Source organism: Fructobacillus pseudoficulneus (assembly GCF_900108455.1).
Classification (GTDB): domain Bacteria; phylum Bacillota; class Bacilli; order Lactobacillales; family Lactobacillaceae; genus Fructobacillus; species Fructobacillus pseudoficulneus.
In genome coordinates this window covers 55,912-69,274 of sequence record NZ_FNWS01000007.1, presented here as the reverse complement: position 1 = coordinate 69,274, position 13,363 = coordinate 55,912, and the positions used below count along the sequence as shown (strand labels likewise).

6 protein-coding genes, 14 tRNA genes and 1 rRNA gene are annotated in these 13,363 nt (G+C 42.8%); 20 read left to right on the top strand and 1 reads right to left on the bottom strand.

Annotated elements, in window-relative coordinates; genetic code table 11:
* Positions 1 to 83 precede the first annotated feature (83 nt).
* The 19 genes from rrf (at position 84) to BLW39_RS06210 (ending at position 9,481) form a co-directional block, all read left to right on the top strand.
* A 5S ribosomal RNA gene (rrf, locus tag BLW39_RS06300) occupies positions 84 to 200 on the top strand.
* A 39-nt stretch (positions 201 to 239) separates the two neighbouring features.
* A tRNA-Val gene (locus BLW39_RS06295) sits at positions 240 to 312 on the top strand.
* 39 nt (positions 313 to 351) lie between these two features.
* Positions 352 to 424: transfer RNA gene (locus BLW39_RS06290), tRNA-Thr, on the top strand.
* A gap of 7 nt (positions 425 to 431) precedes the next feature.
* Positions 432 to 503: transfer RNA gene (locus BLW39_RS06285), tRNA-Gly, on the top strand.
* Between the two features lie 5 nt (positions 504 to 508).
* Positions 509 to 592, top strand: a tRNA-Leu gene (locus BLW39_RS06280).
* Positions 593 to 599: 7 nt separating this feature from the next.
* Positions 600 to 673: transfer RNA gene (locus BLW39_RS06275), tRNA-Arg, on the top strand.
* 40 nt (positions 674 to 713) lie between these two features.
* Positions 714 to 787: transfer RNA gene (locus tag BLW39_RS06270), tRNA-Pro, on the top strand.
* A gap of 24 nt (positions 788 to 811) precedes the next feature.
* Positions 812 to 885 (top strand) — tRNA-Met (locus tag BLW39_RS06265).
* A 12-nt stretch (positions 886 to 897) separates the two neighbouring features.
* A tRNA-Ile gene (locus tag BLW39_RS06260) sits at positions 898 to 971 on the top strand.
* A 15-nt stretch (positions 972 to 986) separates the two neighbouring features.
* Positions 987 to 1,076: transfer RNA gene (locus tag BLW39_RS06255), tRNA-Ser, on the top strand.
* A gap of 28 nt (positions 1,077 to 1,104) precedes the next feature.
* Positions 1,105 to 1,178: transfer RNA gene (locus tag BLW39_RS06250), tRNA-Met, on the top strand.
* Between the two features lie 2 nt (positions 1,179 to 1,180).
* A tRNA-Asp gene (locus tag BLW39_RS06245) sits at positions 1,181 to 1,254 on the top strand.
* A gap of 23 nt (positions 1,255 to 1,277) precedes the next feature.
* Positions 1,278 to 1,350: transfer RNA gene (locus tag BLW39_RS06240), tRNA-Phe, on the top strand.
* A 24-nt stretch (positions 1,351 to 1,374) separates the two neighbouring features.
* Positions 1,375 to 1,445, top strand: a tRNA-Gly gene (locus BLW39_RS06235).
* Between the two features lie 21 nt (positions 1,446 to 1,466).
* Positions 1,467 to 1,540: transfer RNA gene (locus tag BLW39_RS06230), tRNA-Ile, on the top strand.
* Positions 1,541 to 1,850: 310 nt separating this feature from the next.
* Entirely contained in the window at positions 1,851 to 3,161 is a 1,311-nt protein-coding gene (gene serS / locus BLW39_RS06225; protein ID WP_059377791.1) for a serine--tRNA ligase, read from the top strand.
* 143 nt (positions 3,162 to 3,304) lie between these two features.
* Positions 3,305 to 5,716, top strand: a complete 2,412-nt coding sequence (gene secA, locus BLW39_RS06220; RefSeq protein ID WP_059377794.1) for a preprotein translocase subunit SecA — start codon at positions 3,305 to 3,307, stop codon at positions 5,714 to 5,716.
* Positions 5,717 to 5,764: 48 nt separating this feature from the next.
* Positions 5,765 to 6,883 carry a peptide chain release factor 2 gene (gene prfB, locus BLW39_RS06215; protein ID WP_059377795.1) on the top strand — a complete coding sequence of 373 codons (1,119 nt, stop codon included), beginning with the start codon at positions 5,765 to 5,767 and terminating at the stop codon, positions 6,881 to 6,883.
* A 132-nt stretch (positions 6,884 to 7,015) separates the two neighbouring features.
* Positions 7,016 to 9,481: an ATP-dependent Clp protease ATP-binding subunit gene (locus BLW39_RS06210; protein WP_059377798.1), complete on the top strand. Its 2,466-nt coding sequence runs from the start codon at positions 7,016 to 7,018 to the stop codon at positions 9,479 to 9,481.
* Positions 9,482 to 10,245: 764 nt separating this feature from the next.
* Here the strand turns inward: BLW39_RS06210 and BLW39_RS06205 are convergent.
* Positions 10,246 to 11,019: a CPBP family intramembrane glutamic endopeptidase gene (locus BLW39_RS06205; protein WP_059377800.1), complete on the bottom strand. Its 774-nt coding sequence runs from the start codon at positions 11,017 to 11,019 to the stop codon at positions 10,246 to 10,248.
* Between the two features lie 431 nt (positions 11,020 to 11,450).
* On the opposite strand from BLW39_RS06205, the gene BLW39_RS06200 reads away from it, so the two are divergent.
* Positions 11,451 to 13,199 (top strand): mucin-binding protein, encoded by a 1,749-nt coding sequence (locus BLW39_RS06200; protein ID WP_059377803.1) that lies wholly within the window; start codon positions 11,451 to 11,453, stop codon positions 13,197 to 13,199.
* Positions 13,200 to 13,363 lie beyond the last annotated feature (164 nt).

Here is a 13,363-nt window from a genome sequence, read left to right as displayed (position 1 = left end):
CCAAAGAGTCAATGAGTAGCAAGAGGTTGATTTAGAAAAAAGAAGAGTAACGATTATTTAGTTTTGAGTGTAAAAGCTCAAGGTGTCGTGTTGATGGCATAGAGGAACCACCTGTACCCATCTCGAACACAGAAGTTAAGCTCTATAGCGCCGAAAGTAGTTGCCGGAACGCTGGCTGCGAGGATAGGACGACGCGATGCCGATACATAGAAAAAGAAGGGAACTTCTTTTTTGTTTATGGACGATTAGCTCAGCTGGGAGAGCACCTGCCTTACAAGCAGGGGGTCACAGGTTCGATCCCTGTATCGTCCATTGGCGAGAAAAGCCAAGCACGCCGCGTCAGGCAATCCAGCCGACTTAGCTCAGCTGGTAGAGCACCGCTCTTGTAAAGCGGGGGTCGAAGGTTCGAATCCTTTAGTCGGCATGATTATGCGAACGTAGTTCAGAGGTAGAACATCACCTTGCCATGGTGGGGGTCGCGGGTTCGAATCCCGTCGTTCGCTTGGATGCCGGCGTGGCGGAATAGGCAGACGCACAGGACTTAAAATCCTGCGATGGAAACATCGTACCGGTTCGATCCCGGTCGCCGGCATTAATATGCACCTATAGCGCAATTGGATAGAGTGTCTGACTACGAATCAGAAGGTTGCAGGTTCGACTCCTGCTAGGTGCATGGACCGAAAGGTCAAAGGGCTCAGGTCCGAGAAAGAAAGCGGGACGTAGCTCAGCTTGGTAGAGCACCTGGTTTGGGACCAGGGGGTCGCAGGTTCGAATCCTGTCGTCCCGATCGCTGGGATAACAGCAAAAGTATCGCGGTGTAGCTCAGCTGGCTAGAGCGTTCGGTTCATACCCGAGAGGTCGAGGGTTCGATTCCCCCCGCCGCGATCGACTCGAAGCGGACCATTAGCTCAGCTGGTTAGAGCAGACGGCTCATAACCGTCCGGTCGTTGGTTCGAGTCCAACATGGTCCATGAGACACAAATAATGGAGAATTACCCAAGTCTGGCTGAAGGGAACGGTCTTGAAAACCGTCAGGTCGGGAAACCGGCGCGAGGGTTCGAATCCCTCATTCTCCTTACGGGCGATGGCCCCAATAATAATTATCGCGGGATGGAGCAGTTCGGTAGCTCGTCGGGCCCATAACCCGAAGGTCGTAGGTTCAAATCCTACTCCCGCAATTGGTCGCATGGTCTAGTTGGTTAGGACGCCTGCCTGTCACGCAGGAGATCACGGGTTCGAATCCCGTTGTGACCGTTTCTCGAGAAAGAGGAAGAGTTGGCTCTGTAGCTCAGTTGGTAGAGCAATGCATTGAAGCTGCATGTGTCGGCGGTTCGATTCCGTCCAGCGCCATAGGGGGCCAGCCCCAGCAAAAATGCGAATGTAGTTCAATGGTAGAATTCCAGCCTTCCAAGCTGGCTATGCGGGTTCGATTCCCGTCATTCGCTTAGGCAAGTAGCCGAAGAGATGGGCCATTAGCTCAGTTGGTTAGAGCGCTGTGTTGATAACGCAGAGGTCCCAGGTTCGAGTCCTGGATGGCCCATGATGAAAGAGGTGTGAACCTCTTTTTTTCTTGCCTTTTTTCCTGAAAATCGTTATACTAACCATAAAGAATCCTTGTTATAAGTAGATGAAAGTAGAGAGGTCCTGTTTGGTGAAAAGGGCCGTCATTGAAACTCCCACAAGGTAACGTTAGTGAGTAATGTCACTCGGTTTACCACCGTTATCCGGACTTAATGAGTGCTGCATGTATGCAGAACTAGGGTGGTACCACGGATTGCGCTTTTTTCGTCCCTAACTAGAGATAGTTGGATGAAAAAGCGCTTTTTGTTTACAAAAAGAGAGGACAAAAGATGTTAGATTTAAAGTATTTGCGTAAAAATCAAGATGAAGCTACGAAGCGTTTAGTTGATCGTGGCGTTGCAGCTGAGGTTTTGGCTGAATTGCTGGCAGCTGACCAAGAACGGCGCGATTTGATTGCGACGGTTGAAGAATTAAAGGCAAAGCGTAATGAAGCATCAGACAAGATTGCCTTTGCTAAGCGCCAAAAAGAAGATGCGACGGCTGCTATTCAAGAGATGCAGGCGGTTGCTAAAGAAATCAAGGAATTAGATCAAAAGCTCGAAACTTTGGATGCTTCCGTTAAGGAACAAGCAGCTCATTTGCCAAACTTGGCTGAAGCCGATGTTCCAGTTGGCCCCGATGAAGAGGCCAACGTCGAGGTTCGGACTTGGGAACCAACCGATTACCAAGGCCGTCCAGTTGTGAAAACTGAAGCCCCAGCATGGTTGAAGCCACACTATGAAATTGGTGAAGATTTGGGAATCTTGGACTTCGAACGTGGCGCTAAGGTTTCAGGTGCTCGTTTCTTGTACTATGTTGGTGATGGTGCACGTTTGGAACGAGCTTTGTATAACTTTATGTTGGATCAGCACCGCGAAGAAGGCTATACCGAAATGATTACGCCAATCGTCGTCAATGATTCAGCGATGTTTGGAACGGGACAGTACCCTAAGTTCCAAGATGATGCTTACCGAGTGGAAGGGTTGAACCAAACCTATATTCCAACAGCAGAAGTATCGCTAACTAACTACTACTCAGGGGAAACAATTCCGGCTGAAGATTTGCCAATTTCTGTCACTGCTTTGTCACCATCATTCCGAAAGGAAGCGGGGGCTGCTGGTCGCGATACACGCGGTTTGATTCGTTTGCACCAATTCAATAAGGTTGAGATGGTTAAGTTTACTAAACCAGAACAATCAGACCAGGAATTGGAAAAGATGACGGTTAACGCTGAAAATATCCTACAAAAGTTAGGTTTGCCATATCACGTGATCACTTTGTCAACTGGCGATATGGGCTTCTCTGCTGCTAAAACCCATGACTTGGAAGTCTGGTTACCGGCTCAAGGAATGTACCGTGAAATTTCTTCTGTATCAAATACACGGGACTTCCAAGCTCGTCGCATGCACATTACTTACCGCAATGACGAAGGTAAGCTTGAACTTGTTCATACCCTAAATGGTTCTGGCTTGGCCGTTGGTCGAACAGTTGCCGCCATTTTGGAAAATTACCAAAATGAAGATGGTACTATCACGGTTCCTGAGGCTCTCCGCCCTTACTTGGGTGGCCAAAAAACCTTGCAAGCAACGCCTCATCATTAATCAATTTGAAAAGCGCATCTTATGGCAGGAAGGCTGTCATTTGTGGGCTTTTTTTGCTATACTATTAGTAGTATTCTAAATTTTTTAATGATAATTTCGTGATGAAGGGAGTGTGCGGGTCGTCGGCCTGTACCTAAAAACTCATGGTTAATCCAATCCGTAAACTTTATGATAATTCAAAGCACCAATTGAAGAAGATTGAAAAGGTTGCTGACCAAGTTGAGGCCTTTGCCGATGCAACTGCAGCTTTGAGTGATGAAGACTTGCAAAAGAAGACGCAAGCGTTTCAGATTCAAATTCAAAAAGCCCAAGGGGGCATTAAAGATCCTGTCGCCTTGCAAAAAGCCACTGCTAAAGTTTTAGATGAGTTATTACCAGAAGCTTTTGCAGTTGCCCGTGAAGCGGCTAAGCGTGTTTTGGGCTTGTACCCTTACCGCGTACAAATCATGGGAGCAGTCGTCTTGCATGGTGGTAACTTGGCCGAAATGAAAACCGGTGAAGGTAAAACTTTGACGGCAACGATGGCAGTTTATTTGAATGCCTTGGCCGGCCAAGGTGTTCACGTTGTTACGGTTAACGACTATTTGTCAAAGCGTGATGCGGAACAAATGGGTCAATTGTACAACTGGCTTGGTTTGACGGTTGGTGTCAATGTTGGTGATGATTCACCCGAAGACAAGCGTGCCGCCTACGACGCTGATATCACTTACTCAACCAACTTCAATATTGGTTTTGATTACTTGCGTGATAACATGGTTACTCGGGCAGAAGACCGAGTAATGCAGCGTGGTTTGAACTACGCCCTAATCGATGAAGCGGACTCAATTTTGATTGATACGGCCCGAACACCATTGATTATTTCTGGTCCTGGTTCAGGAATTTCACCTTTGTACCAACAAGTTGACCGCTTCGTGAAGACATTGACTCGTGATGAAGACTATAAGGTTGATGAAGAAAGTAAGAACACTTCATTGACTGACCAAGGAATTAAGAATGCTGAAGTATTCTTTAACTTGGAAAACTTGTATGACTCTGAAAACACAGCTTTGACTCACCACATCGACCAGGCCTTGCGGGCCAACTTTAACTACTTGAACGATAAGGATTATGTTGTTCAAGATGGTGAAGTGAAGTTGATTGATCAATCAACTGGTCGTATTTCTGAAGGAACTCGTTTGTCTGATGGTTTGCATCAAGCCATTGAAGCCAAGGAAGGCGTCGAGGTTCGTGAAGAAAACAAGTCAATGGCGCAGATTACTTATCAGAACTTGTTCCGGATGTACAAGAAGTTGTCTGGAATGACGGGTACTGCCAAGACTGAAGAAGAAGAATTGCGCGAAATCTATAACATGGAAGTGGTTGAAATTCCTACCAACCGCCCAATCCAACGTCAAGACTTGCCTGATTTGCTTTACCCATCTTTGCAAACTAAGTTTAATGCCGTGATTAAGCGGGTTGCTGAATTGCATGCCAAGGGACAACCTGTTCTATTGGGAACTGGTTCGGTTGAATCATCTGAATTAGTGGCTAAGTTGTTGACGGCGCACAAGATTCCACATAATGTCTTGAACGCCAAGAACAACGAAAAAGAAGCCGAAATCATTGCTAACGCTGGACAGCGTGGTGCCGTTACGGTAGCTACGAACATGGCTGGTCGTGGAACTGATATTAAGTTGGGCCCTGGGATTGATGAATTGGGTGGCCTGGCAGTGATTGCGACAGAACGTCATGAATCACGACGGATTGATAACCAGTTGCGTGGACGTGCTGGTCGTCAAGGAGACCACGGTTCTTCACAATTCTTCTTGTCATTGCAAGATGATTTGATGATTCGCTTTGGTGCGGAACGTGTCCGGACCATGTTGCAACGGATGAACATGGACGATGAAGACACGGTCATTACTCACCGTTGGATTACTCGTTCTGTTGAATCTGCCCAAAAGCGTGTCGAAGGAAACAACTACGATACTCGTAAGAATGTCTTGCAGTATGATGATGTTGTCCGTGAACAACGTGAATTGATTTACCGTGAACGTGACCAAGTGTTGGATGAAACTAAGTCATTGGACCAAGTGTTGTTGCCAATGGTTAAGCGGACAATCGACCGTGTGGTTGATGCCCAAACACCTGGTAAGGACCAGAAGGAATGGGATTTGGATGCTCTTGCAGCATTCGTTGAAACGTCATTAACTTCAAAGGAACACGGTGCTGTTCGTTTGCAAAACTTGGACCGTCAAGGAATCAAGGACCGGTTGTACCAATTGGCCTTGGATAACTTGGCAGACAAGCGTAAGGATTTGGCCGAAGCTGATCAGCTATTAGCTTTTGAACGAATCGTTGTCTTGCGGACTGTTGACCAACACTGGACAGACCACATCGATGCCTTGGACCGTTTGCGTCAAGGAGTCGGGCTACGTGGTTATGGCCAATTAAACCCATTGGTGGAGTATCAAAACGAAGCCTTTGCTAACTTTAACCGAATGATTGCTGATATTGAATACGATGCTACTCGGACTTTCATGAAGGCCGAAATTCGTACGAATTTAACAGCGTAAACTAAAAGCGGACGCCAAGTTCGCTTTTCTTATGTGGGAGGATCCGCCATGGAAGTAGTGGCAGCCAAACAAGCCTTGGCAACAATCCGAGAAGACATCGACCGTTTTTCAAAAACGCTTGATTTGGATGCGTTGACCGAGGAAATTGCTGATTATGAATACCAAATGACTGAACCCGGCTTTTGGGATGACCAAGAGAAGGCGCAAGGGGTCATTGAACAAACAAATGTCTTGAAAAAGCGGCGGGATTCTTTTTTGAATTTGGCTGAACAGGCCGATGAAATTGAAGTTTTGCTTGAAATGCTTGGGGAAGATCCTGATGATGAAGATAGCCAAGCTGAATTAACGGACTTAGTTGAAAAGACACAAAAAGACGTTGAAGCCTATAACCTGGAACAATTGTTGACTGGGGAATACGATGCTAGCAACGCCATTTTGGAAATCCATCCTGGTTCTGGTGGGACGGAGTCGACTGATTGGGGAGCCAACCTTTACCGGATGTACACGCGTTGGGCCCAGGCTCATGACTTCAAGGTCGATGTCTTGGATTACCATGCTGGTGACGAAGCCGGAATTGATTCGGCAACCTTAAAGATTTCGGGCCACAATGCCTACGGCTTCTTGCGGTCTGAAAAGGGTGTTCACCGCTTTGTCCGAATTTCACCATTCGATTCTGCCGGTCGTCGTCACACTTCCTTCGTTTCGGTTGATGTGATGCCTGAACTAGATGATAGTATCGAAGTTGAAGTTCGCGATGACGATATTAAGATGGATGTCTTCCGCTCAGGTGGAGCTGGTGGACAGAACGTCAACAAGGTCTCAACCGGGGTCCGCTTGACTCACGAACCGACAGGAATCGTGGTTTCATCTACGGTTGAGCGAACTCAGTACGGTAACCGTGACTATGCGATGCGCTTATTGAAGGGTAAGTTGTATCAATTAGAGCTGGAGAAAAAGGAAGCCGAACGGGCAGCCTTGTCTGGTGAAAAGATGGAAAACGGTTGGGGATCACAGATTCGCTCATACGTTTTGCATCCTTACCAAATGGTAAAAGACCATCGCACCAATTACGAAAGTAACCAACCACAAGAAGTTCTGGATGGTGACTTAGACCCATTAATCAACGCTTATTTGCAGTGGCAACTAAGTTTAAAAAATCCTGATTAAAATGAAAAAGAAAACCGAGGATTCTTGGTTTTCTTTTTATTATTTTTGTAAAGTTTAAGAAAATAAATAACTGCGTTATAATATAGACCAATATCATTTTTTATTTTCCAGGAAGACCAATAAGGAGGGAAAATGGAAAACAAGTATACAAATGCAGCACGCAATGTCTTGAAGCTGGCCCAAGATCAGGCCAAGTACTTCCGTCATCGTGCCGTTGGAACAGAACATCTCTTACTATCACTGTCATTGGAACAGGCCGGCGTGGCAGCCAAAGTTTTGGCGGAATTTAACGTCAACAGTGAAAAAATTAAAGAAGAAATTGAACATTTTACGGGATACGGTCTCGAACAAGAGATTGACCAGGATACCTATTTGCCATACTCACCAAAGGCTGCGGCCGTTTTGAAGTGGGCTGGTGAGCAGGCGGCCTTGATGGGCCAAAATGAGGTCGGTACGGAACACATTTTGCTTTCGCTCCTGCAAGACCAAAGTATTTTATCCTCACGTATTTTGATTGGCTTAGATGTCAACCTAAAAGACCTGAACAAGGCAATTTTGCGGCGCCTTGGTGTGACGGATTTGCGCAAGCAAATGAAGCAGCAAAAGGCCAAGGAAATGGGAACTCCCACTCTTGATAAGTTGGCCCGCGATATGACGGCGACTGCCAAAGAGGGGAATCTGGATCCCGTCATTGGCCGTGATACAGAAGTTCGTCGTGTTGTCCAAATTTTGTCTCGCCGGACCAAGAACAACCCGGTCTTGGTTGGTGAACCCGGGGTAGGAAAGACCGCGATTGCCGAAGGGTTAGCCCAACGAATCGTGCAAGGGCAAGTGCCGGATTCATTGAAGAAAAAGCGGCTGATGGCCTTGGACATGGGTTCTTTGGTCGCGGGCACTAAGTACCGTGGTGAATTTGAAAGCCGGCTGAAGCAAGTTATCGAAGAAATTGAAGCTGACGGACAGGTCATCTTGTTTGTCGATGAATTGCATACCTTGGTCGGTGCCGGTGGTGCCGAAGGGGCAATCGATGCGGCCAATATTTTGAAGCCAGCCTTGGCCCGTGGCGACTTGCAAATGCTTGGGGCCACTACATTTGACGAATACCAGCAATACATTGAGTCCGATGCTGCTTTGGAGCGGCGTTTTGCTCAGGTAACGATCAATGAGCCTTCGACTGAAGAAGCCATTACGATTTTGAATGGTATTAAGGGTAAGTTTGAAAAGTTCCACGAAGTGGATATCGAACCCGAAGCCATCGAGGCGGCCGTTAATTTGTCATCTCGTTACATCACCGGCCGGTTCTTGCCGGATAAGGCAATCGACTTGATGGATGAGGCGGCGGCCAAAGTTCGCATTGATGATGTCGATCGGGCAACGCCGTTGCACAAGGACCGAGTTGAATTGGTCAAGGTCCAAAAGGAAAAGGACCAAGCGATTGCGGCAATGGACTTTGAAAAGGCGGCCGATTTACGTTTGATCGAAATGAAGCTACGCAAAAAGATTGACCGAGCTGTTTTGCGCAAGGAAAAGCAGCAAAAGAAGGACCAATCATTTGGTTTGAAAGTAACGCCAGCTAATATTGCGCAAGTGATTTCACAGCAAACAGGTGTACCATTGACCCAGGTTGAAAAGGCCGAGTCGAATTACTTGGTCAACCTTGAAAGCGAGTTGGGTAAGCGGGTTATCGGTCAGAAAAAGGCTGTTTCCGCTGTTGCTCGCGCAATTCGCCGGTCACGGTCAGGTTTGGCGGACCCAAAGCGGCCAATTGGAACGTTCTTGTTCTTGGGCCCAACTGGAGTTGGAAAAACTGAATTGGCCAAGGCCTTGTCTGAAATCATGTTTGGTTCAGCAGACAATATGATTCGCGTGGATATGTCCGAGTACCAAGAACAATATTCCGCTTCACGCTTGATTGGTTCTGCCCCTGGCTATGTTGGTTATGACCAGGGTGGGCAACTAACTGAACAAGTCCGCAATCACCCATACTCAATTATTTTGCTTGATGAGGTGGAAAAGGCCCACCCAGACATCTTTAATTTGATGCTGCAGGTCTTTGATGACGGATTCTTGACCGATTCTAAGGGCCGAAAGGTTAACTTCCGGAATACAGTAATTATCATGACGTCAAACCTGGGGGCCACGAAGTTGCGAGACGAAAAAACGCTTGGCTTTGGCTCGACGGATTTGCAAAACGATGACCGAGCAGTGGAAAACGCTATTCGGGCAACGGTGAAGCAAACATTCCGGCCAGAATTTATCAACCGGATTGATGAAGTCTTGGTCTTTGACGCCTTGAGTCATGATGAAGTCCGGCAAATTGTGCGCTTGATGACCAAGTCACTGTTGCAGCGCGTGGCCGAGCAGGGCATCAAGGTCAAAATCACCAGTGCAGCCATTGATGCCATTGCGGATATTGGTTACGACCGTGAATACGGTGCACGGCCAGTCCGCCGGGTTATCCAAACAGAAATTGAGGATAAGCTGTCAGAGGCACTCTTGGATGGACAAATCACAACCGATACGGGCGTGACGATTGGCGCTCAGCAGGGTGAAATTAAACTTAAAATCAAAACACCGGAAGTAGAAACGGCTAAGTAAATCACAATGAAAGAGTCAGAATTTTTCTGGCTCTTTTTTTCTGCCAGAAGACGCGAGCCTATCAAAGACTTTTAATTGTTTTGGCCATGTTCATTAAGGGATAGAGGCTCTTACTACCGTTGATAAAGCCCCTCACAACCTTGTCATTCCGTTTAAATTTTTTTCTGGACTGGTTTCGGGGTGTCACTCCTAAAGGCCGCTCAATGACATGTTCTAAGTTTGTGGTTCATATCATCAAGGGCGCTTTTTATTTGCCAAGCTAAAAATAGCTTGCGGGGCAAACGACATCACTTGATTTATTTGGCAGAATTTTTCATGCAGATGATTCGTTCAAAGAGAGTTCTCGATGAATTTGTTTCTGCTAAAAAAAACAATTTAGATAAATTAAATGACGTTCTTTCAGAAGTTCATTTAATGTTATAAGACGAACTAAGAGCTTGACCTGTAACTTTTTCAAAGCAAATATGTTAAATACGAAAAAACAACCACGATCTGAATTTTAGAATTAATCGCATCGTTTCATAAAAGTAATTGTGCATACTTGCGAACGACAAAAAAAGACTTATGGAGTAAACTTCATAAGTCCTTTTTTCATAATGTGCTAAAAGACCTCTTATGGCGCCGCCCTAAATAAAGGAAGCGCATTTTATAATTTGGATATAGTAAAAACTCACAATTTACCCAAATTTTTGAATTTATATCAATGAAAATTGAGAAGACTTTTAAAAGAATAATATTATTCTTTTTATCTATTAATTATGTGCCTACTCCTGATAATCAGTTTTTAAAACATTTTTTCTAATAAGGCGACTTAATAATGGTTCATGTTTTCGCCAGTAAAAGAAAGTAATAACAACAAATAAAATTTGAAAATAGGAGAATCCGGCTTGTGCCCAAAGAATAAATTTGCCGGTACCATTAGCGGTTAAAATAAAATCACTGGTAAAATGCAAAGCAATGGCTGGCCACATAGAGCCAGTTTGTATATAAATTGCCGATAAAGCTAGGCCACTAAAAAAAGCTAATACTGATTGTAACAAAACATAACTGAATAGTTCATGCGTTAGATTTGTAAAATGCATTAAAGCAAAAATGAGATTAGAATATAAAACGGCTTTCATCAATTTAGATTCACTATAGTTGCTTTGCAAAAAATACGTTAAGAAAAATCCTAAAAAAACACCTCTAGCTAAAAATTCTTCTGAAAATCCACCCATCATACCTGTTGCAATAGCTTCACCTATATTAGAAGATACTAAAAATGGTAACAAAATCAACAAAATAAAAATCCAATACAAGGATCCCCACCAAGAAAAGGATTGCCTTAAATAAAAACGTTGTTTTGTAATCAAAACGTTTAAGCCGAGCACGATTAGTAATTCTATTAATTTAAAGATAAAATTACTTTGTAATTGGTTCAAAGACAATTGCTCATGAAGCCAATTAACAAAATGAAAAGCTACTACTTTTTCTAATAATAAATCGAGAGCTAAAAATAAAATTGTTAATTTCAAGAGTTTTTTCGAACTTGTAAACACGATTAGTATCACTCCTTTAAGTAATAAAAAATTAATTTAATAACAATATTATCAAATAAAGTAATATAAAGAAACTATTTTTTAAAAAAGTAATTAAAACTAGTAAATTACCATAAGTTAGAATATAATTCCGAATTTAATTTAAAAATAGAGAATATTAAAACTATATTTCAAGATATAAACCCATAAAAATTCATTGAGCAAATAACGAATAATAGATCAAAAAACATTTTTATGTCATTAAAAGAAGAATATAAAAGGTTATTTTTTTTAAAAATGACAATAATTAAGCCTAAAAAATTAATTTAAAAAATCAATTAGGTTCAATTATATAAAAAATATAAGAAAATATAAAAAAATTCATTGTATTTCCGTTGCATTGCGTTATAATACATTTATATCTAAATGATTTCACGGAGGTAAAATTAATCATGGAGAACAAAGTAAACTATAAATTATACAAATCTAAAAAGTTTGTAATAACGTGTGCAACATCAGTCGCCTTGTTAGTGGCTGGTTACCAGGCAAATGCAAGTGACACAACGACAGTAGGAGATAATCAACCAACTACGGCCGTTCCTACTAGTGAGGTAACCGGGACTTGGGGAACAGCTACCTTTACTTTTAGTAAATCTACAGGGGTTCTTACTGTAAAAGATGGAACCATCACAGCAGATGCTAAACCATGGGAAAACAATAACCAGTTCAATGCTGCAGACATTAAAGAAATTCACATTGCTGGAAATGTTGTTGCTCCTACAGTTGCAACTGGACTTTTTGCTAATTTAACAAGCCTTACAAATTTTAGTATTGATAGTGGTGCGAAATTTGATACAACTCAGACAACATTGATGGATAACTTTTTCACAAATGATACTAATCTTGTTACAGCTGATTTAAGCACATTTGATACCAGTAAGGTAACGAATATGCAGGGCTTCTTTTATAAAAATATTTCATTAACTACAATCAAAGGAATTGAAAATTGGAATGTTCAAAATGTTCATGATATGTCTTCAATGTTCTTACACACTCATAGCTTAAATAATTTATCATTAGCAAAATGGAACGTCTCAAGTGTAACAAACATGAACAAAATGTTTTGGGAATATGGTGGTGTTACTGCAGGAACAGATAAAGTTCTTGATATTTCCGGTAACTTTGCTCAAACAACAGGAAATGTAACGGATATGGGTTACCTGTTTTGTGGATCAAGTAATTTAGTTCAAATAAAAGGACTTAATCAATTGCAAACAGGCTCTGTTAAGGACTTTTCTTATATGTTTAATGGGGACCTTAATTTGTCAGGAATTGACGTTTCTGGTTTTAATACTAAGTCTGCTGAAACATTTGAATGGATGTTTAATTTGACAGACGGCAACAATGAGTTGGACTTAACTAATTTTGATACTCGTGGCAAGAAAACAACTAATATGTTGTCAAGTCTCCATAATAAATATCCAGACCAAAAAAACGTTGATGGAACAAGCAAAATTATTCTCGGTGACAACACCATTCTTAACCAAGATACTGGACTTTCTAATCCTTCAGTTGGCGATTTACGAACAATAGACTCCAAGACAGTTACCTACGCTAATTGGCGTAATGAGAATAATGGTGATGTTAAGACAGCCGCTCAGTTAATGGATGGCACTTCTCATGCTGGTGTATGGGAATGGAACACTTATCCAGTGCCAGTTGTAACACAAGAAAGTAAGACCGTTAACGAAACTATTCACTATCAGTACGAGGATGGTAAACAAGCCGCTGATACTTATACAAAGGCTGTTACTTTCAACCGTTCCGTAACAACTGATTCAGTCACAGATAAAAAGACTTATGGTGTCTGGAGCGCTGATCAAACTTTTGCGGCGGTTCAGAGCCCTGAAATTAATGGCTACACGGCTGATCAATCAGAAGTTAAAGAACAAACAGTTAATAGTGATTCAAGTGACATCAATGAAACTGTAATCTACAGGAAGAACACTTCAATTACACCAAACACACCAATTACACCAAACACACCAATTACACCATCGGTACCAAACATATCTGACAAGTCTGTTTTAGGCGCAAATACTGCAAACAATCCGGTTCCTTCACAACAGTTAAAGTTAGAAAAAATCCGCAAACTAACGGATTACCCGAAACTGGTCAAGAGAATCGTGATACCCAGTTAGCCAAAAATTTTGTCTTTTCAATTGCTGGTTTGGCATTAACTTCTTTGCTCTTGACTTATACTCGTAAGCAAAAAAAGCAGAAGTAATCTACATCAGTAGGATCTCAATTTTAATAGAAGAAGATCAATACTTGTTTTAATAGCAGCTATTGGTCTTTTTTACTA